This is a genomic window from Prevotella vespertina (assembly GCF_009728485.1).
Taxonomy (GTDB): Bacteria; Bacteroidota; Bacteroidia; order Bacteroidales; family Bacteroidaceae; genus Prevotella; species Prevotella vespertina.
This window is the reverse complement of sequence record NZ_VVIQ01000005.1, coordinates 83,312-105,005: the sequence shown is the minus strand read 5'-3', so window position 1 is coordinate 105,005 and position 21,694 is coordinate 83,312. Positions and strand designations below refer to the sequence as shown.

Annotated in this window: 19 protein-coding genes; 5 read left to right on the top strand and 14 right to left on the bottom strand. The window is 39.5% G+C overall.

The annotated features are described in order from the left end of the window. Positions 1-24: 24 nt before the first annotated feature. Complete coding sequence (locus tag F0475_RS06235; protein ID WP_155715942.1) at positions 25-429, top strand: DUF3127 domain-containing protein; 405 nt, start codon at positions 25-27, stop codon at positions 427-429. Positions 430-841: 412 nt separating this feature from the next. On the opposite strand, the gene F0475_RS06230 is transcribed toward F0475_RS06235, so the two are convergent. The 11 genes from F0475_RS06230 to F0475_RS06180 all read right to left on the bottom strand — a co-directional run bounded on the left by F0475_RS06230 (position 842) and on the right by F0475_RS06180 (position 12,371). Next, the gene (locus F0475_RS06230) at positions 842-2,281 is read right to left on the bottom strand and encodes an NADH-quinone oxidoreductase subunit N (protein ID WP_155715941.1); all 1,440 of its coding nucleotides are present in this window, start codon (positions 2,279-2,281) and stop codon (positions 842-844) included. A gap of 12 nt (positions 2,282-2,293) precedes the next feature. After that, positions 2,294-3,805: a complex I subunit 4 family protein gene (locus F0475_RS06225; RefSeq protein WP_155715940.1), complete on the bottom strand. Its 1,512-nt coding sequence runs from the start codon at positions 3,803-3,805 to the stop codon at positions 2,294-2,296. A gap of 4 nt (positions 3,806-3,809) precedes the next feature. Next, positions 3,810-5,864 carry an NADH-quinone oxidoreductase subunit 5 family protein gene (locus tag F0475_RS06220; RefSeq protein WP_155715939.1) on the bottom strand — a complete coding sequence of 685 codons (2,055 nt, stop codon included), beginning with the start codon at positions 5,862-5,864 and terminating at the stop codon, positions 3,810-3,812. A gap of 12 nt (positions 5,865-5,876) precedes the next feature. Then, the gene (gene nuoK / locus F0475_RS06215) at positions 5,877-6,185 is read right to left on the bottom strand and encodes an NADH-quinone oxidoreductase subunit NuoK (RefSeq protein ID WP_004360908.1); all 309 of its coding nucleotides are present in this window, start codon (positions 6,183-6,185) and stop codon (positions 5,877-5,879) included. Continuing rightward, on the bottom strand, positions 6,182-6,721 hold the full coding sequence (locus F0475_RS06210; RefSeq protein WP_009434127.1) for an NADH-quinone oxidoreductase subunit J family protein: 540 nt from the start codon (positions 6,719-6,721) through the stop codon (positions 6,182-6,184). Before F0475_RS06210 ends, nuoK begins: the two co-directional genes overlap by 4 nt. A 12-nt stretch (positions 6,722-6,733) precedes the next feature. Then, a complete protein-coding gene (locus tag F0475_RS06205) occupies positions 6,734-7,270 on the bottom strand; it encodes a 4Fe-4S dicluster domain-containing protein (protein WP_155715938.1) in 537 nt (178 codons plus the stop codon). Between the two features lie 12 nt (positions 7,271-7,282). Beyond that, a complete protein-coding gene (gene nuoH, locus F0475_RS06200; protein WP_155715937.1) occupies positions 7,283-8,383 on the bottom strand; it encodes an NADH-quinone oxidoreductase subunit NuoH in 1,101 nt (366 codons plus the stop codon). A gap of 45 nt (positions 8,384-8,428) precedes the next feature. Next, positions 8,429-10,003: an NADH-quinone oxidoreductase subunit D-related protein gene (locus F0475_RS06195; protein WP_009434062.1), complete on the bottom strand. Its 1,575-nt coding sequence runs from the start codon at positions 10,001-10,003 to the stop codon at positions 8,429-8,431. 18 nt (positions 10,004-10,021) lie between these two features. Next, positions 10,022-10,909: an NADH-quinone oxidoreductase subunit B gene (locus F0475_RS06190; RefSeq protein ID WP_155715936.1), complete on the bottom strand. Its 888-nt coding sequence runs from the start codon at positions 10,907-10,909 to the stop codon at positions 10,022-10,024. Beyond that, positions 10,900-11,250: an NADH-quinone oxidoreductase subunit A gene (locus F0475_RS06185; RefSeq protein WP_008822630.1), complete on the bottom strand. Its 351-nt coding sequence runs from the start codon at positions 11,248-11,250 to the stop codon at positions 10,900-10,902. Before F0475_RS06185 ends, F0475_RS06190 begins: the two co-directional genes overlap by 10 nt. Positions 11,251-11,483: 233 nt before the next feature. Continuing rightward, the gene (locus tag F0475_RS06180) at positions 11,484-12,371 is read right to left on the bottom strand and encodes an ATPase (RefSeq protein ID WP_155715935.1); all 888 of its coding nucleotides are present in this window, start codon (positions 12,369-12,371) and stop codon (positions 11,484-11,486) included. A gap of 185 nt (positions 12,372-12,556) precedes the next feature. On the opposite strand from F0475_RS06180, the gene F0475_RS06175 reads away from it, so the two are divergent. Next, positions 12,557-14,911, top strand: coding sequence for a mechanosensitive ion channel family protein (locus F0475_RS06175; RefSeq protein WP_155715934.1), 2,355 nt, complete (start codon positions 12,557-12,559; stop codon positions 14,909-14,911). A 675-nt stretch (positions 14,912-15,586) separates the two neighbouring features. Here F0475_RS06175 and F0475_RS06170 read toward each other — a convergent pair. Continuing rightward, positions 15,587-16,120, bottom strand: a complete 534-nt coding sequence (locus F0475_RS06170) for an outer membrane beta-barrel protein (RefSeq protein WP_155715933.1) — start codon at positions 16,118-16,120, stop codon at positions 15,587-15,589. Positions 16,121-16,384: 264 nt separating this feature from the next. On the opposite strand from F0475_RS06170, the gene kdsA reads away from it, so the two are divergent. Genes kdsA through cls form a run of 3 tightly spaced genes read left to right on the top strand, consistent with a single transcriptional unit; the run spans position 16,385 to position 19,511 of the window. Further along, positions 16,385-17,143, top strand: a complete 759-nt coding sequence (gene kdsA / locus F0475_RS06165) for a 3-deoxy-8-phosphooctulonate synthase (RefSeq protein ID WP_009434084.1) — start codon at positions 16,385-16,387, stop codon at positions 17,141-17,143. Continuing rightward, a complete protein-coding gene (locus F0475_RS06160; RefSeq protein WP_155715932.1) occupies positions 17,140-18,111 on the top strand; it encodes a KpsF/GutQ family sugar-phosphate isomerase in 972 nt (323 codons plus the stop codon). Before kdsA ends, F0475_RS06160 begins: the two co-directional genes overlap by 4 nt. Then, positions 18,099-19,511 carry a cardiolipin synthase gene (cls, locus tag F0475_RS06155; protein WP_155715931.1) on the top strand — a complete coding sequence of 471 codons (1,413 nt, stop codon included), beginning with the start codon at positions 18,099-18,101 and terminating at the stop codon, positions 19,509-19,511. Before F0475_RS06160 ends, cls begins: the two co-directional genes overlap by 13 nt. A 93-nt stretch (positions 19,512-19,604) precedes the next feature. On the opposite strand, the gene F0475_RS06150 is transcribed toward cls, so the two are convergent. Continuing rightward, positions 19,605-20,219, bottom strand: coding sequence for a response regulator transcription factor (locus F0475_RS06150; RefSeq protein WP_155715930.1), 615 nt, complete (start codon positions 20,217-20,219; stop codon positions 19,605-19,607). Between the two features lie 76 nt (positions 20,220-20,295). Next, positions 20,296-21,252, bottom strand: coding sequence for a LuxR C-terminal-related transcriptional regulator (locus tag F0475_RS06145; RefSeq protein ID WP_155715929.1), 957 nt, complete (start codon positions 21,250-21,252; stop codon positions 20,296-20,298). Positions 21,253-21,694: the final 442 nt, after the last annotated feature.

Below are 21,694 nucleotides of genomic sequence, written 5' to 3'. Positions count from 1 at the left end.
AAGAAACCAAAATAAAGTCAGACAATGGAGTTACAAGGTAAAATTATCGCAGTCCTCGCTCCGCGTGAGGGTACTTCTGCTCGTGGACCATGGAAGTCACAAGAATATGTCATAGAAACACATGACCAGTACCCAAAGAAGATGGTCTTCAACATCTTTGGAGCCGATAGAATTGAGCAATTCGCTATTAAGACTGGTGAGGAGGTTATCGTAAGTTTTGATATTGATGCCCACGAATATAACGGTCGTTGGTTCAATAACATCCGTGCATGGAACATTCAGCGTGTAGATGCTGCTGCTGTTATGGCTGGTGCACCAGCAACGGCTGCCCCTGTCACACCACAACCAGCACAACCTGCTGCGCAACAAGCTCCATTCCCTCCAACACAGGAGAGTGCTGGAAGCCCAGAGGATGACCTTCCATTCTAAGTTCAGAAACTAACAGATCATGCATATCATAAGACAGAACTCTAACATTTGGGTTCTGTCTTTTTTATTACTTATCTTGCTTGAATCTCATGTGCTTTTTACGCTTTTTCTAATACATATGTAATCATGAAATTGACACATATGTGTTAACCGATGTGACACATATGTGTTAGTGGAGGTAACACATATGTGCTAATTCGCTGATACATATGAGTTAATCAAAGGGTACTCTTCTTACAATAAGACAAGCCCTATCTGCGACGATACAGAGGCTTATCTCAAAGGTTCTCAAGCCTCCCCTACTTACTGGCAAACAATGATGGGTGGGAGGCGCAAAATAGAGGCGCAAAACAAAAATGCCCAAGACTATTAAAGTCCTGGGCATCTTATAATAAGATTCTAATTATATACTTTATGCAGCTGCTGCAATCCACTCATATACGAAGCTGCAAACTCCGAAGAGAAGAATGCCTGCCATACAAACAGCCAAAGCGAACTTCGTATTGCAATCGCTCTTGAAGGTTGGCAATGGGTTGTCTGTACGAACAATGTACATTGCCTTCACAATCTTCAAATAGTAGTAGAGCGAGATAACTGTATTAATCAATGCGATGAAGACAACAGCGTATGACCAGGCTCCCATCGTGGTATTAATATCAGCGCCATTAACGCCAGACATAAATACGAAGAACTTTGAGAACATACCTGCGAATGGAGGAATTCCACCAAGCGAGAACATTGCTAAAGTCATCAAGAAGCTCAGACGCGGGTTAGTCTGATAGAAACCATTATAGTCGTCAATGTTAGTCTTACCGCCATTATTCTGCTCTACAACAGAGATAATCGTGAAGACTGCCATATTTGCAACAACATAAATCAGAACGTAATAGCTCAATGCACTCACCGAGCTAGCCCAGTCGTTGCCGATAGCTGTCAACATGATATAACCTGCCTGAGAGATAGAACTGAACGCCATGAAGCGTTTCAACTCATTCTGACGCACGGCGAAGAGGTTAGCAATGGTGATAGAAAGTACAACGACTATCATCAACAATACGTGCCAATACTCAACGATTGCACCAAAGACATGGAACAGGATACTCAACAATGTAAAGGCGGCTGCACCCTTTGAGATTACGCTCAAATAACCAGTAACGGTTGTTGGAGCACCTTGATAAGTATCGGCAGTCCAGAAGTGGAATGGAACGAGAGATATCTTGAAGCCAAGACCACTAAAGAAGAATACGAGTCCCATGATAGTGAGTGGGGTCGCATGCATCTTAGCTGTTATATCAGCAAAATAAAGCGTGCCGAACTCACCATAAAGGAAGCTAATACCATAGAGCATTACGCCACTTGAGAAGGTAGCAGTCAAGATAAACTTAGCTGCAGCTTCCGCAGAGTCATTACGATACATATCGAAGGCAACCGCACATGCCAAAGGCACTGATGCCATCTCAAGCCCGAGGAAGAACATCAAGAAGTTACCTGCACTCATCATGGCAAACATACCGAGGAGTGTTGAAACTATCAGCATATAGAACTCACCCTCCTTACCGCTCTTCGCAGCCCATACACGACTCTGAAGGACAACAATGAATGTACCCATAGAAAGGATAGCCTTCATCACGTTTACAGCAGAAGAGGTAACATACATACCACCAAATGCTGTCTGTGCTTCCATAGGGAGCAAACAAACAAAAGTATTTATCAGAAGGAGCACCGAAGCCAGCGGATTGAACCACTTGCGCTCTTCAGTCTTTGCCGTTGCAAAGTCAGCAACGAACAAAACAATCAGGATGGCAACGAGACTTGCCTCCGGAATCATCTTAAAGAAATCACTATAATTCATTACGCTAGTTTATTAAAGATTACCTAATGTTGGTACATATGTTATGATGTGGTCAAATATAGGATGAACAGCATCAATAATCATATTCTCGAAGAAGAGTGGGCAGAGACCTAAGCCTGCAACGCAGAAGATCAAGCAGCCAATAGCGAATCGCTCGTCCCATGTAGCATCGTGTAACTCATAGAACTTCTTGTTAGGTATGGTCTGGAATAGTATCTTACCAACAACACGAAGAATATAAACCGCTGTGATTACAATCGCTGTACAAGCAATGATTGTTGCTACGCGATGGAACATGCCTGCATTCTCAAACGAACCCACGAAGATAGTCATCTCAGCTACGAATCCAGAGAAACCAGGAAGACCAAGGTTAGCAAGACCTGCTACTACATAAGAGACTGCAAGGAATGGAATAACCTTCATCAAACCACCAAGATAACGTACGTCACGGGTTCCAGCACGATGATAAATCATACCAATACATGCGAAGAACAAGGCTGTCATCAAACCATGAGAGAGCATCTGAAGTATTGCACCCGTGATGGCTGTCTGTGTGGTCATAACCAATGCAAAGAGTACCATACCACAATGGGATACTGATGAATAAGCATTGATATACTTCAAGTCAGTCTGTACACATGCAGAGAGCGCACCATAAACAACCGAAATAGTTGTCAGAACTAGGAAGATAGGAGCCCATGTCTGCAAAGCATCAGGCATCAAGAACATTGCAATACGCAAGCAACCATAGCCACCAAGCTTCATCAACACACCAGCATGGAGCATTGATACGGCTGTAGGCGCTGAAGCATGACCATCAGGAGACCATGTGTGGAATGGGAATAAAGCTCCAAGAACACCAAAGCCAATGAATACGAATGGGAAGAAGATGTTCTGAATATTCTTAGGCATCGCATGCATACGTGCCAACTCTATTACGTCCATCGTGGTAGCACCACTGAAGTAATAGATACCAAGAATACCCAATATCAAAAGTGCTGAACCACCCATCAACATCAAAGTAAGCTTCATTGCTGAATATTCCTTTGGACCTGTTCCCCATACACCGATGAGAAGATACATAGGAATAAGGGCAACCTCATAGAACATGAACATCGTGAACATATCCGTTGAGATAAAGAAGCCAAATACACCTGAAGCCAAAAGTACAAACCAAAGGAAATACTCTTTCTTCATCGGCTCAAGTTGCCAGCTAGCAAAGGTTCCTGTAAAGACAATAATAGCTGAAAGCAAAATCATCACAACAGAGATACCATCAACACCCACCGAGAAGGCAATATGCATAGGCTTGAACCACATCACGGAGTTTGCCAGTAGCATTGCATCATGGTTACCAGCATTACGCTGCTGAACAAAATAGACAGTCAACCAGATAGCACCAATCAAAAGTGCCGTTGAGCCAGCTACCATCACACCACGTACCTGATTATCATTCTTGGCTACCCATAAGCCACAGAGCATCAGGACGGGGATTATTACAAATACAGTTAATATCCAACTCATTTTATTATATCAAACAAAGTAAGATTAATGTTAATGCTACAGTTCCGGTAATAAACCATACGGCATATTGACGTACATCGCCACTCTGCCAAGAACGGATTGACTCGCCTGCCTCTTGTGTACCCCAAGCCATGAAGTTGAATGTACCATCGATAACATGACGATCGAACCATGCGATTGGAATAGAGAAGCAACGGAATACTATCTTATGTGTGAAGAATTGCCATGCATCATCTATATAGAATCGGTTAAGGGCTGCCTTGTGCAGACGTGGGAAGGTACGCTGTAAGGCATCAGCTACTGGCTGCTTCTTACCCATGTACATCCAAGTAGCAAGGGCTATACCGATAACGGCTGCAATGATACTTGTTGTTGCAATGCTCCAATCTATATGAATATCATAGTTTAAGCCATTGGCACTTACGAAGTGACCAAATGGTATCCAACCAGCACATACAGAAATAGCAGCGAGGAATACCAATGGTCCCCACATTACGAATGGAACCTCCTGTGGACGACGACGATTCTCTGGATCTTGCTCATAATAAGACTCACCCCAGAAGATTACGTAGTAGAGACGGAACATATAGAATGCTGTCATACCAGCTACAAGTGTCATAATCCACTTCAAAGCCTGCCCTTCTACGCCTGGTAAGGTGTTACAAGCTGAGATAATCTCATCCTTAGAGAAGAAACCTGCAAATGGTGGAATACCAGCAATAGCTAAACAACCAATCAAGAAGCAGATGTTTGTAATTGGCATGTACTTGTGCAGCCCCCCCATATACTCCTTAAAGTTACTACCAATAATAACAATGATAGCACCAGAGCAAAGGAAGAGTAGAGCCTTGAACATTGCGTGAGTGAAGAGGTGGAACATTGCTGCCATATAGCCGAGACCACCATGGTGGAGGAACTCTGGACTATTGAATGAACCTTCTTTACTATCATAGAAGCAAACTCCAAGTGCGACAAGCATGTAAGCAATCTGTGAAATGGTTGAGAATGCCAAGCCACGCTTAATATCACGTTGAGCACAAGCTACTGCTGCTGCATAGAAGGCAGTAAATGCTGCTATCCAAGCAATCCAATGGAGCTGTTCCTGTGCGCCAAACTGAACATAGATAGGTAACAACGATGCTACTTGGAATACACCAGCAACAACCATCGTAGCTGCGTGAATCAATGCAGATACAGGTGTTGGTCCCTCCATTGCATCTGGCAACCAGATATGCAATGGGAACATTGCTGACTTACCAGCACCACCAATGAACATCAAGAAGAGAGCTGTTGGGAGTACCCAAGTCAAATGTGGGTTCTTAGCCAAGCCACTCAATGTCTCAACAAGACCTGGATTTACACTAAGATCATAGTTGAAAGTTCCTACATAGAAGCTAAAGAACAGAATACCTATCAAGAAGAACAAATCAGCAAAACGTGTAACGATAAAAGCCTTCTTACTAGCATGTACTGCAGTATGCTTTGGATAATAGAAACCTATCAACAGATATGAACAAACACCTACCAACTCCCAGAAAAGATACATCTGAAAAATGTTGGTTGCCACAACGAGTCCAAGCATAGACATCGTAAAGAGTGACAAGTAAGCATAGAAACGCTGGAAGCCGTGCTCATACTCCTCAAACTTGTAGTTCTCATCACGTTCAGCCATATAACCGAATGAATAGATGTGAACCATAAAGCTGACAGTAGTAATAACTATTAACATCATCACACTGATTGGAGAAAGACGGAAACCAATATTAAAGGTCAAAAGCTCAGTAAACTTTAACCATGTTAGATTAAAGACGGTAACAGTTGGATAAGTACCATTAGCTAAACGACCGTCAGTAACATGGAAAGTCTCTCCCATTGCTGTATACTCTCCCGTATAAAAGAAATAGTGATAAGCTGTATAGAGACTGAGCACAAATAACGTTCCCAACACACAGGTGCCAATAATACCAGCAACCTTGCGTGGCATCTTCATTCCGAACAGACCAAGTACAATAGCACTTAGGAACGGGAGAAGAAGTATCAAAAATGCGTAATCAAACATATTTGTTTCTCTTTATAATTTCATATTTTCAATACTGTTCACCTGATCGCTGTGGAAATGACGGTAAACATTGATAATAATAGCGAGTGCAACAGCTGATTCTGCTGCGCTTACACCAATAGAAAAGAGCGTAAAGAACATACCCTCATATCCATCAGGGAAAAGCAGACGATTGAATGCTGCAAAATTGATATCAACGCTATTAAGAACTAACTCTACGGAGATTAGCATTGCAACAAGGTTACGACGAGTTACGAAACCAAATACTCCGATAAAGAACAATAGTCCGCTAAGGACAAAGAAATATCCAACAGGTATCATTTGCTTCCCTCCTTCTTTTTATTATTCAGAATAACTAGGCCACCAATAATACATGCCAAAAGGAATACAGAAATAAATTCAAAAGGAAGTACATATCCATATTTATCTGCACTCATCAAGTTCTGACCAATGGTATCCATCGTTACTTCTTTTGACAACGTATCACCATTAACGATAGTACTATTGATTAAAGCATTCTTTAGCAATACAACAACAACAGTTGCAAAACCTACTAACGCTATTGCTGCTGCAAGAAAAGTACGCTTACCTAACCATCGTTCAGAGAGTCCTTGCAATGTACGTTTGCTCACCAATTGGATTGCAAAGATATACATCATGGTAATACCACCAGCATAAATGCTTATCTGAGCAGCACCAAGGAATGTGTAATCGAGCAGGAAATAGAGACCTGCAACACCAAAGAGCACAAACAGCAATGCTGTTGCTGCTCGCATGATACGTTTCGTCGACACGCAGAATATAGCTGAAGCCAATATTACAACGGCGAGAATCGCAAACATAATTAATCTTGCCATATCCCTTACTCCTTATTTCTTTTTAGTATTGAATGTTCCAACTTTCCAATCTGCTCCACCTTCAATAAGTTTTGGTAGCGAACCACCATTATATATTTCCTTATCAAGATGAAGAACTAGCTTAGAACGATCAAACACAGCATTTTCAAAATCATTTGTAAACTCAATTGCATCGAAGTTGCAGGCATTAACACACAACTCACAAAACATGCAATCACCTAAGTCATACTCATAATCAACGAGCTGTTTCTTCTTCTTACCTGTCTCTTCGTTGGTAACCATCTCAGAAAGAATCTTGATAGTACCATTAGGACAAGCCTTCTCACACATTGTACAAGCAGTACACTTGTGATTCTTTTCTTCGTCACGCTTGAAGACCAAACGGCCACGGTGACGCTTGGCTACGTGAAGGGTTGTCTTGCGATTCTCAGGATACTGCTCGGTAGACTTTGGTGTGAAGTATTCCTTCATGGTCACCTTCATACCCGTAGCAAGTGTCTTGAGTGCGCTCCCGACCTCACCAAAATATGATTGTTTTTTATCTTCCATTCTCTTTAACCATTAATAGTGAATCGTCCAACCGAATGCAACACACACTGTCATCAACACAAGGATAACCAATGATAGTGGCATAAGATACTTCCACTCTAATTTCAGAATCTGATCGATACGGAGACGTGGGAATGTCCACTTAATCCACATCAGCAAGAATACTACTGCGAATGTCTTACCAAGGAACCAAACAATACCTGGAATACAATCCATAATAGCATCAAAGCCATCAAAACCATCCAAGCCAATGTTCAAAGGGGCCCAACCACCTAAGAATACAGTAGCTGCAATACCTGCTACAACAAAAAGATTAAGATATTCTGCCAAGTAGTAAAAACCAAATCCCATACCACTGTACTCTGTATGGTAACCTGCAGTCAACTCACTCTCAGCTTCTGCCAAGTCAAATGGACCACGGTTAGCCTCTGCATTACCAGCAACACAGAATACGAGGAAAGCCAAAGTAGCAGGAACATGTCCCTGTACGATTAACCACCGCAAAGGACCAGTCTGTGCTTCAACAATACCTGAAATCTGCATTGTACCAGTGAGAATAACTGCAGAAATTAAACAGAGTCCCAAAGACAACTCATAAGAAATCATCTGTACCGCACCACGCATAGCAGAGAGAACAGAGTACTTATTATTACTTCCCCAACCTGCAAGGAAGATTCCAAGAACACCAATTGAACTAATAGCTGTTACAAGGAATATACCCACATTAAAGTCTAAGATATTAGCTCCTTTATTCCATGGAAGGAAAGAGAAAGTTCCTACTGAAGCAATAATAACCAAAAATGGAGCAAGATAATAAAGCAATTTATCAGCCTTATCAACTGCAAAAATCTCTTTGATTAACATCTTCAATACATCAGCAAAGACCTGTAAGGTTCCCCACCAACCTACTCTAACAGGACCTATACGGCACTGGAAGTAAGCACAAACCTTACGCTCCATAAAGATAAGTACTATTGCAAGTAAAGCATAAGCAAGAAGTATTGCCAGTCCCACCGCAACGCACTCAATCAGAACGGTCCAGAAGTTACTCAAGCCACAAGTGACACGTAGTAATTCGTCGAACCATGTTGTTACTATTCTAAAATCGAACATAGTATGATTTTAATTCTTAATTGATTACTTTTATGATAAACCTTGTTAACGGTCAATATCAGGGATTACGAAGTCAAGTGCAGCACCAGTAGTAACCAAATCGGCTATCTTCTGACCACGCAACATCTTATCCATAGCACCAACAAGTGTCAATCCCATTGGACGGAACTTCAAACGATAAGCAGTTTTATCACCTCTTGAATCTAAATAAGCACCAAATTCACCACTTGCACCCTCAACAGAGAAGTACCACTGACCTTCTGGAACTTTAATAATTGGCTTCTGCTTGATATAGAACTCACCCTCAGGAATATTATCAATCAATTGCTCTATAATATTGAGACTCTGATAGATTTCCTTAATATGACAGAAGTAACGATCCATAGAATCACCATTTGTCAATGTAATCTCTTCAAAGTTCACCTTATCATACATCGCATAAGGATGATTCTTACGAACGTCATTTTTCCAACCGCTAGCACGACCAGCAGGACCAGTCACACCATAGCTGATACAATCTTCTTCGTTCATAACACCAACACCTTCGAAACGCTGATGTGTAATTACGTTATCACCAAAGACATCAACATACTCCTGAATCATTGGACGAAGATACTTACAGAGTTGCTTTACATTTGATACAAAGTTTGGATCAATATCAGCCTGCAAACCACCTATTCTATAATAGTTCTGTATCAAACGACCACCTGTTGTCTCCTCCATTACATTGAGGACATGCTCACGGTCACGCATACCATAAAGGAATGCTGTAAGAGCACCTAAGTCCTGTGCACAACAAGCTGTATAAAGAAGGTGATTATCAATACGCTGTAACTCATCCATAATAGTACGGATATAGAGAATACGTTCCGACAATTCAATTCCCATACCCTCTTCTATCACACCCACAAGTGCATGACGATGCATCATAGCTGACAGGTAATTCATACGGTCAGTCAATGCCAATGTCTGAGGATAAGTAAACTGTTCACAAAGTTTCTCTATACCACGATGGATATAACCTAAGTGTGGATAGATATTAGTAACTGTCTCACCATCTAATACTGTTTGTAAACGAAGTACACCATGAGTAGAAGGGTGCTGAGGACCAATATTAACAACAAAGTTGTCATCAGTAAACAAAGCATGTTGTGTTCCTACGAGTTCACCATTCTTGTTTAAGTTCCACTCTGTTGTTGTATCAAGTTCAACATCGTCTTCCGTAGTATACATATTCTTTGCAGGATCCATATCGTAATCCTTACGAAGAGGATAACCCTTAAAGTCATTGCGTAAGAAGAGACGACGCATATCTGGATGACCAAGGAACTTAATACCATAGAAGTCATAAACCTCACGTTCCAACAAGTCGGCATCAGCCCATAACTTAATAACAGAAGGAATTACATATTCCTCTCCTACCTTCTTTGCAAGCTGCTTTACAGAACAACGCTCATGTGTTTTTGTATTCTCAAGAATATAAATACATCCAAGCCCTTCTTCTGCACCAAAGTCTTCACCGACAACAGTTACAAGGTAATCGAAATGCTTCTCATTCTTCAACCTTGCCATTTCTGTAGCAAAGCTATCAAAACCGAATTCTTTATTTTCTAGTTTCATTCTCGCGTACCTTATATATTATATGTTAGTTGCACTTTCGTCAGCAGCCTTCTTTGCAGCATCTATCTGATCGATTTCCTTACCCAACTTCTCAACATCATCTTTTGTTACAGGCTGGTTAACGACAATCGTTTCCTTCTTAGGTGCTGCCTCTACTGGAGCAGCAGAAACAGGCTTTGCTGCAGGTTTTGCTGCAGGGCGAGCAGGCTTAGGAGTTGGCTTATGTGCCTCTTCCCATGCAGCTTCACGCTTCTCTTTAATCTCTTCAGGATCAATACCCAATTTCTCCTTAAATATCAGTTCGGCATTACTCTTACCCAACTCACGCTCTTCAGCTGTCTGCTTATGATTAACACCCCCAAAGAATTTCTCAACTTTAACCTTACGCTGAAGTTGCATCATTCCGTAAATAATAGCCTCTGGACGAGGAGGGCAACCTGGGATATATACATCCACTGGAATGATCTCATCAATACCACGCATAACATGATAGCTATCCTTGAAAGGACCACCAGAAATAGCGCATCCACCAACAGCTATAACATACTTAGGCTCTGCCATCTCATCATACAAACGTTTCAATGCTGGTGCCATTTTATTAGTAATAGTACCAGCACACATAATCAAGTCTGCCTGACGAGGAGAGTTACGTGTAACCTCAAATCCAAAACGAGAGAAGTCGTAACGTGCACAACCAACAGCCATAAACTCAATACCACAACAAGAAGTAGCGAAAGTCAATGACCACAGAGAATTACTACGCCCCCAATTTATAAGTTGATCCAAGTTACCTAAAACGAGGTTAGTACCACCATCGTTCAGTTCGCTTGCCATCTTACTGAGCGTATCATTGTCCTTCCATTCATCGTATGGAAGAGACTTGATTTTTGGCTTCCTTATTTCCATTCAAGCGCTCCTTTCCGCCATGCATAAGCAAGGCCAAATACTAATACCAACATAAAGAACCCAATGGTAGCTAGTGCTAAAGGTCCAAATGTCTTAACAACAACAGCCCATGGGTATAAGAAAACTGTTTCCACGTCAAACATCAGGAAGAGGATTGCAAAGAGATAGTATCCGATATGCACTGGTAACCAAGAGGTTCCATAAGTCGGAATACCACACTCAAAAGGCTCACCTTTCACCGGATTGTACGAACGCGGACCAATCAACTTAGCTATGGCATACGCTGCCACTACCAAGAATGCGGCCGTTATCAGAACGGTAACAAAAAGTGTGAAATACATAAACTTTATATAGCTATAATTTAAATATGCAATCTTGTTCTTGTGAAACTTGTTTTAAAACAAATGCAAAGATACAAAAATATTTGAAAAGCAAAGCAATTCTATTAAAAAACATACTCTTATTGCAAACTCCACTTTACAAATAATCTGCTAACGGTTCCTTATTACTCATTCATCTTCCTTATTTTTAACTCTCTTTATAGCTAAAAGTAAGAGAGGAAAGACAGAATAAATTAACGATGATAGTCTATCAGCCCATCAATCGGAGAAGCAAGTACTTTATCAACACTATAACCGAATGATTTAGCGCATTTTCTCAACTGCGTTTCATAAGCAGCAGCAACGCCTCCTACAGCTGATATAGAATATACTGAAGCGTTAGAATATCTCATAATATTCTTTTCAAAGAAGGTAGCTAAATTAGACAATACGAGTTCTTCTAACTCTGCCTTCTCCAAATTAGCATGAATAAACTTTGAGATACTAGCTAAATAACGATTAGCTAAAGGTTGACGATAGACTTTACTGATTATATCTGAATAAGTCAAGCCTGACCATGACAAGTAGGTTTCACCTACTTCTTTAGACAAGCTCCCTTTAAAGATACCATTCAGGAACAGCTTTCCTAGAACCGCTCCACTTCCTTCGTCACCGAGGATATAACCCAAAGGCGGAACATTCTCTACAATCTCTTTACCACTGTATAGACAGCTATTAGCTCCCGTCCCTAAGATACAAACTATACCTGCATGATGACCACAAGTAGCTCTTGCTGCACCTAATAAGTCGCTCTGTACCTCTACGTTAGCTAAGGGAAAGGATTTTGAAAGTGCTTTACACACTTTTATAGACAAATCAGCAGTACAACCAGCACCATAAAAGGCGACACTAGTAACCTCACTAATAATATCAAAAGGCTCGATGAGTTCCGCATTTCTCATGCTTTCTTTCAAAGCTGGTTTCAACTCCGTTTCCAATACGTTGAAAATTATATCCTCCGATTGATGAAAAGGATTTAAGCCCTGTGTACGAACTTTAAGGACAACATTAAAACCATCATTAGGTGTACCCACTAATGCCCAATCAGTCTTCGAGCCACCACTATCAGCTATTAATATCATTGTATCTTTTTGTATGCAAACTTACACTTTTTTATTGATTTATAAGCATTATGGTAACAGAAATAAGTCCCATGACATATCTTTAGTATCATTTTACATAAACAGCAACTGCAAAATCATAAACTTTGCTTATCTTTGCATCAATTATTGTTTAAATAAACTGTTTATCATCACAACCCAGAAGTATGTATAAAAAGATATTCTTCATTACTATCTTGCTGTTTATCATTACACTCCCAGCAAGTGCCGTATTACAGGAAGATTCATTGAAGAACTCACTCTCTGTTCTCCGTCATGAGTTAATTGCACAACATCTTGAACAAACAAAGCAATTAAACAACTCTAAGTTTATTAGTGAGCAAGTGATGAATCAGCTAAAAGAGATTGGAGAGCACTCTGCCCAGGTGTCGCTCATGCTTTATTCTCAAAAGACGGATAACATCTTTGATTTAACTTATGCCTGCCAAGAGGCTACCGAACTATGGAAGGATTTTCAGAGTAAGTCGCGCCCCTTTCATGACCTTATCACCCAGAGTAAGGAGGAGATTGCTCGTTATGATTCTCTTATCAACGTGCTCAGTACAATGTACACCTTTGGCATGACAGACAAGATGAAGACTGACCGCAACGTTTGTTTAACGCTTGCCGTTAGCATACGTCGAATGTTGCAAGAGCGTAACGACTCTTATCAAGAATATATACAATATTACCAATACAACCAACAACAACTTCAATCGCTCGATACGTATGCGCAAAAGAGATATGAGGAGATTCAGACGAGCATCTTTACAAATAGCGGAGTAAATTACTTTAAATTCCTACGCAATGCTCCAACACTTATCTCTCAAATGAGTTCTAACCTTTCTGAGAAATACACGCCACAACGAGTCGTGCAATCTCAATGGGATGTAAGGTGGCTCATTACGCTCTTTTCCATGATACTCATCTATGGTTTAGTGGCAATACTCTTCAATTATTTAAGCATTCGTTTCCTTGTTACGAAGGTAATGAAGACGAATCGGTTTGAGCAGCAGAACAGTGCTTTTCTTGCCAAGCGAACATGTATTATTATGGTGACATCAATCATTACTTTTAGTATCATACTCGTCATCATCAAGATTCTTTCGCCATCCAACTTTGTTCACATGGCATGCAACCTTTTGCTCGAATACACATGGTTACTTACTGTTATCTTTGCCTCATTGTTATTGCGTGTTAGTGGTGCACAAACACACAACACCTATCGCATATATTACCCTCTTATCTTTGTTGGGTTTACCGTCATCACCTTCCGTATTGTGATGTTGCCAAGCTCCATAGTAACACTCGTCTACCCTCCCCTCTTATTGCTCAATGCTTTGTGGCAGGCAAGGATGATTTACAAGCACCGCTTGCAAATTCCTAAATACGACTTATACCTTGCTTATTTATCACTCACGGTATTTGTCTTCTCGCTGATTAGCTCAATAATAGGCTATACCATGCTGGGCGTGCAAGCCTTTATTTGGTGGATGATGCAATTAGCATGTATATTAACAATCGCGTTCTTCCATGATTATCTTGATCAATATAGGGAGAGACATCCTGAAAAGAAATTGTCAATTGTAAAGACTTGGATTATCAGATTTATATACAATGTATTCATACCATCATCATTGGTATCATCTTTCATCATCTCAATTTATTGGGCAGCAGATGTATTCAACCTAAGTGATATAACTTGGAGGTTATTCCGTGCGAACTTCATTGATTCTGATAAGTTCAAGATTAGTATCTACTCTATCGCCGTAGTTACAATCCTTTGGTTCATCTTTAACTATCTCAATCATACGATTAGGGACGCTATAAAAGAATTCTTAAAGAAGAGTGACCCTACAACGGCTGCTGCTAGAGGTACAATGTTTATCAATGTCTTACAAGTAGTTGTATGGGGCGCATGGTTATTGACGACTTTAAGTATATTCCAAATCAGCAACACATGGCTAGTTGTTGTAACTGGCGGCTTATCAACTGGTATCGGTTTCGCCATGAAAGATATTCTTGAGAACATATACTATGGTATATCATTGATGACAGGACGAATCAAGATAGGCGATTATATTGTATGTGATGGCATACGTGGACGTGTAAGCTCTATCAGCTATACCTCAACAATGCTTGAAGCACTAGATGGATCAATCATTGCCTTCCAAAATTCACAGCTCTTTACGAAGAACTATAAGAACATGACAAAGAATCATGGATATGAGCTTGACATCCTAGAAGTAGGCGTAGCATACGGTAGTAATATCAATGAAGTTAAGAAAATGCTGATTGATGCCATCACCGCACTAGACATTACTTACAAGAAAAAGAAGGTAATGGTCTTACTAAAGAGTTTTGATGATAGCTGCATTACACTAAAAGTACTTGTATGGGTTAACGTTTTCACACAAGGACTTGATGATAGCATTATCATGGAATGTATTTATGATACGCTCAATAAGAATGGTATTGAAATTCCATTCCCACAACGTGAGATTACAATTAAGAATCAATAACGACCTAGAACTCTCACCTTTTCTACTTCATTCTAAGTCTTTCTTTAAATCCCTTGGCTGTTTTAATAAGAAACGCAGAAAATTGTTCGCGAAGAATCTAAAAAGAGTTCGCGAACAATTCGGAAATAGTTCGCGAACAATTTTTGTTTTGTTCGCGAACTATTTTTTATGCCTCTTATTATGGTGCCAAATTCGTAAAGCACGGGTGTCGGACTCGTAGACTACGGGTGTCGGATCCGTGGGGCACGAGTCCGACACCCGTACCCCACGAAAGTACATTTCGTTGATGTTAACAGTTCCGACTTAAAAGTTAGAAAGAAACTCGTATGCTGTTGGAAGAAAATTTATATGCTGTTCCCCGTAAATTTCCAACGTGTTTGCGATTTACGGGGAACGTGTTAGAAGAAAATTTATATACTGTTCCCCATAAATTTATATACGGTTAGAAATTTACGGGGAAGCGATTAGAAATAAATTTATATCAAATAAAAATTTTCGGCTAACCGTATATAATTTGAACATTGACCTTTGAGTTTTGAGTTTCGACCTTTGAGCATTGAAAAATGTTACTGTGCTTTATGTCTTTTAAAACACAGAATAAAAGCCAAAAAGAAGAGGGATATATCACTTTAAATGATATATCCCTCTCTTTATCTTCTATCTAAGGGCGATTCCTTAGAAGTTGTAATAAGCACCGAAAGTAATATTATTACCATCAAGGTTTGCACCCCATGCGTGGCTGTCCTTAGATGCGCCCTTTACCTTAATTGACTGCCAACCAGCAAAACCTACGTGAGCAACGAAGCTAACCTTCTTGTTGAGGTTTACAGCGATACCTGGCTTCAAACCTGCTGACCATGCGTTAATCTTGCCATGATAGTGTGTATAACCCAAACTACCATCAACGAAAGCGTTAACGTACTTAGAGTGTACAAATGTGTAACGAACGTAAGGCTGTACGGTGATGTAGTTACGTAGGTTATCCTGCTCAATCTCTGTAGGAGCACCCTTACCCCAACCAATTACAGTACCGATAGCAACATCTTTGTTAACATTGTAACCGATTTCTGGCAATACCTTGTAAGTAGTTACTGCATCATGAGAACCTTCCTTTGAAGAACCAATACCTACACCACCACCAACATAAACCTGGGCGTTAGCAGCTATAGCAACAAAGGCTACAGCAAGTGTCATCAAAATCTTTTTCATCTTAAAAGCTTTAATTGTTAATACTAAATATAAAATCTTTCTACCTATAATTATAACCCACATACGGGGTACATAATAACTTAAATCCGCTGCAAAGGTAAAGTGTTTTGATCGAAAACTCCAAATTTTATCAATAAGATTTGGTACATTTACGTAAACAAAGGTTAAAACCTTGTGCGTTAACCTTATTATATATAACTTTGCACAAACACTTACAAGGAGAAGTTCAATTAAGTTATGAAACAGGAGTAGTCCTACCGAATTATGAACAATAAACCCACTTTCATTGCAGGTCCCTGCGTAATTGAGAGCTCAGAGCTCCTCTGTTCTGTTGCAGAAGAGTTGGTTAGGCTTAACGAGAAATACAATATTAATATCATTTTTAAGGCTAGCTTTGATAAAGCTAACCGAACAAGTATAAACTCTTTCCGTGGTCCTGGATTGGAGAAAGGATTGAGTATGCTTTATGATATTAAGCAGAAGTTTGGTTTAAAACTACTTACTGATATTCATGAGAGCGATCAAGCAGAACCTGTAGGCGAAGTTGTTGATGTTATTCAGATTCCTGCCTTCCTTTGTAGACAAACAGATTTGTTAGTAGCTGCAGCAAAGACGGGCAAAATTGTGAATATCAAGAAGGCACAATTCTTAAGTGGACGAGACATGAAATATCCCGTGCAGAAATGCTTAGAAAGCGGTGCAAAAGAGATTTGGCTTACAGAACGAGGCAACTGCTTTGGTTACAACAATCTAGTTGTAGACTTCCGTAACATTGCAGATATGAAGGAGATTGTTCCGAATGTTATCATGGATTGCACGCATAGTGTACAACGTCCTAGCGCAGGAGACGGTAAGACAATCGGCGATCGGAAGTTTGTTCCTTCTATGGCATTAGCTGCTAAGGCTTTTGGTGCTACAGGTTATTTCTTTGAAGTACATCCAACACCAGACCAAGGTTTGTCTGATGCAGCCAATATGCTAGAGTTAAATAAGTTGGACGAATTAATTAGCAAGTTAATATGATTGAGGCAGAAGAAAGATTAACTCATGTAAGAGACTACGCTATACAATGTATCAAAGAAGAAGCTGATGCGACAATCAATCTTATCAATCAACTTGATGATAACTTTGAGAAAGCTGTCGACTTGATGTATCATTGTACAGGGAAAGTCATTGTGACAGGAGTTGGTAAAAGTGGAAATATTGGAGCGAAGATAGCTGCAACACTTTCTTCTACAGGTACACCTGCTTTCTTCGTTAACCCATTGGATGTATATCATGGTGACTTAGGGGTAATGAAAGAAGAGGATGTCGTACTGGCATTGTCTAACTCTGGTCAGACTGATGAATTACTTCGCTTTATACCGATGGTTCTCCACATGAATATTCCAATCATAGGAATGAGTGCGAATCCCCATTCACTTCTAGCTAAATACTCCACAGCCCATCTCAAGGTTTGGGTTGAGAAAGAAGCGTGCCCGCTAAACCTAGCACCAACAAGTTCAACAACAGCGGCTTTGGTTATGGGCGATGCACTTGCAGTGGCTTTGATGCGTGTAAGAGACTTTAGACCACAGGATTTCGCTCAGTTCCATCCGGGAGGTGAGTTAGGTAAGCGCTTATTGACAACTGCACAAGATGTCATGATATCAGAGAACTTGCCTGTTATCCCTAAGGAGATGCACTTAGGCGAAGCAATTATCCATGTTAGCAAGGGGAAACTGGGCTTGGGTATAGCTTTATCTGGAAAGAAAATCGTAGGTCTGATTACAGATGGTGATATCCGACGGGCTATGGAAAGATGGCAAGCAGAGTTCTTTAACCATACAGTCAAAGATATTATGACTACAGAGCCTAAGATGGTTCTTCCCAACATTAAAATTACAGAAATACAGCAGATTATGCATAGACATAAAGTACATACAGTCTTAGTATGTGATGAAGAAAAGAATCTTCTGGGAGTTGTCGATCACTATAGTTGTATGATTTAACACCTTATATTCTCATTGAGTTAATACCAAGAAAGGAGTATTCCTACAAGAAAATGACAAAAAGGAAACAAGAAAGTTATAGAAAGCCCATCATTACTTGCATTTGTACATTCATAGCCCTACTCTTCCCTTATCATCTAACGGCTAAGACCTTTGAGTATAAGGGTAATGGCAAGGAATTAGCAAATAAGGATGGGAGAGCTGACTCAATGCTTGTATGCCAATTACGTCACAAAGGAATAAGCTTTTCACATAATAACTCGGTCACTCTTCTTTGTACTGGTCAGGAGAAGTTCGATGACTTGTTCAAAGCAATAGACCAAGCACGTTCGAGCATTCACTTAGAATACTTCAACTTTCGCAACGATTCAATCAACGATGAACTCATACGCCATTTAGAGAAAAAGGTAAAGCAAGGTGTTGAAGTGAGGGCTATATTTGATGGGTTTGGGAATGCCAGTAATAACCAACCCATGAAGAAGAGTACTTTGAGGGCTATCCGCAAGAAAGGGATAGAGATATATGAGTTTAAGCCTATAGAGTTCCCTTGGATACATGATATCTTCAATCGAGACCACCGAAAGATTGTTATCATTGATGGTAAGATAGCATATACAGGTGGGATGAACGTGGCTGACTATTATATAAAAGGTACGAAAGTCGTTGGCTCATGGCACGATATGCACTGTAGAATAGAAGGCGATGAGGTAAACACTTTACAGAACATCTTTCTAAGAATGTGGTATCTTGTCTCTACGAAACAGGTGCATGGCGCAAAATATTATCGCGGTATATCGAATGCTGACTATATCAAAGGATTAAAACCTGATACTTGTAAAAGTGCTGGTAAAAAGATGGTTGGTATCATCAATCGAGAGCCACAAGTCAGCAAAGATATTATCCGTTACTTCTATGTTAACGCCATCAATGATGCAAAGGATAGTATAAAGATCATCAATCCTTACTTCACGTTAAGTCCTACTTTAAAGAAGGCTTTGCGTAAGGCTGTAAAAAGGGGTGTGAAAGTTGAGATATTGTTGAGTGTAAGGAGCGATATACCCTTAACGCCAGATTGTGGATTCTATAATGCTCATCAGCTGATGAAAGACGGATGTACGATATGGTTATACAAGGCAGGTTTTCATCATACAAAGATTATCACAGTAGATGGACAATTATGTACTGTTGGGTCTGCAAACCTCAACTCACGGAGTCTTAGGTGGGACAGAGAGGAGAATGCAGTTATCGTTGATAAATGTACAACCCATGAATTGGATACTCTCTTTGAGAATCAAAAGAAAGATAGTTTCAAGCTAACAGAGAAGCTATGGAAACAATGGCGAACTCCATGGCAACGCTTTAGAGGATGGTTTGCACATCTTCTGTCACCTTTCTTATAAAAGGAAAGGGAAAGCTTCTTAGTATTAATAAGGTACAAAAAAGACAAGACTTAATGGAAAAGTCTTGTCCAGGAACTATAAGAATTTATCATTCTATATCTTATTAATGTCAATGTAACCATGCATAACAGCATAGATAGTCAGTGCAGACACGCTTTTCACACCTAACTTATCCATAATATTCTTTCGATGTGAAATAACCGTTGTCAAGCTTATGTTAAGTTTCTCGGCAATCTCTTTATTAATCATTCCTTGAACTATCAAAGATAAGACTTCTATTTCACGATTGCTCAATATCTTATTCTTCAACACTTGTGGAAGTTCAGGTAAGTTCTTTCCACCCGAATGCCCATACTGTTCTATCTTCAAAATTGCTTTAACAAGTTCCTCCTCGGGCACATTAATACAGAAACTATGAAAGCCTGATAATTGAGAATTAGGGTTCTTGGTAATTGTTAGTACAATAGTCTTATGTATGCGTTGAGAAAAGAACTGCCTATTTTCTAAGACTATTACTTGTGCTACAAAATAGTGATAGAATGAATCTGGTTGAGCCTCTTCAAACTCTTGGAATGAAGAAAAGGTCTCTACAGACATGATTGGTATCACATTCTGCAATATCTGTTTTAAGCCTAGGACTGCAAGTGTATTAGGGTCTACGATAGCCATCTTTGGGCGACCCATTTTCTTCATTTCTACATTCTCCATACACACTGACCAAGATATAAATTAATTTTAGAAAAGGATAGTAAGAAGAAACATCATATACCCTATCTATAGATAATTATAATTTCACACTACTTATATCCACCAAATTGTTGACAATAGCATAGATAGTCAAACCCGCAGGAGAATGTATCTGTAATTTCCTTGCTATATTTCGACGATGCGTAATGACAGTATTCGTTGATATACAGAGATGGTTGGCAATCTCTTTATTAGTCATTCCTTGAGCAACAGAAACGATAACATCTTTCTCACGATCGCTAAGAACTTCATTCGATTCTGGACTCTGTGTTATCATGTTAGAGATCTTTACACTAACATCATTTTGCTTACTCTTCTGTTCTAATCGTCTAATAACAGGAATAAAGATATCATCCTCAACTAAAGCATGCTGGTCGAGCCATTCCTCACAATTATATATATCATATAATGTGGCAGTGAGACGGTTATTATGATGGGAGTCAGAAGGAAGATACTTAATGATAATGCTCTTTAACTCACGCAACTTATCATCTGTTTGGCTATGATGTTTAGAGTAGGTTTCTACATCATAAGTATCATTAGCCTCACCTTTTAATAAAGAGTCAACATAAGGGAACACATTCTTTTCCTCATATTGCATATGATTACGAATAGAGTGAGCATACTCATCATAAAGGCGAAGTATGAGTCGAGCAAGGTTATCATTCTCATCCAAAGCACCCGTCAATTCTCTTCGAATGAAAGGTAATTCGTAGTCAAGATAATAAGTGTGACTCGCTCTGAGATACTGCATAAGAGTGGGTATTGATAACCTATCAAGATCATCAAATCCTTTATAACCATTAATAGTATAATTCACAACTGACAAGAACGTATATGTATCAACATTCTGGTCATTACAAACTTCTCTCACCGTTTTATCTCCAAAGCCTAAGCTAATGCCAAAACAACCTAAACTCTGTAATAGACTATAGTTGTCTTTGATAAGGTTTATCATCTTATCATCAGGCTCATACATCTTTTGATTCTTCATCTTGTCTTTCCGTAATGATATCGTATGCAAAATAACAAAAAAAAGTTCAATAACACAATAGGAATCATCAAGTATTTAACCTAATATCCTAATTTATTAGTATTAAAAGCAGAAACAACCTTCCCTAACACATGAATTGTATTGCTTCAAAACGTACAACAAAGTACAAATATTTAGCAAAGTAATGTAAAACTATATCTAGTTAAATTACAACATAATACATTGAGTCTTATAAAGAAAAGTCTTATAACAAACAAATACAACAAAATCATGAAATATTAAAGGTACTCTTTTACGTTAGAAAAGAGTACCTTCTAAAGGCAAAAAGAGCATCTCTTTGCCCTAAAAAGAGCATATATACGAAAGAATAACAATATTATCAATCCCAAAGTTTAAAATGGAACAAATACAACAATACCTATTAATTATGACTCAACAAATG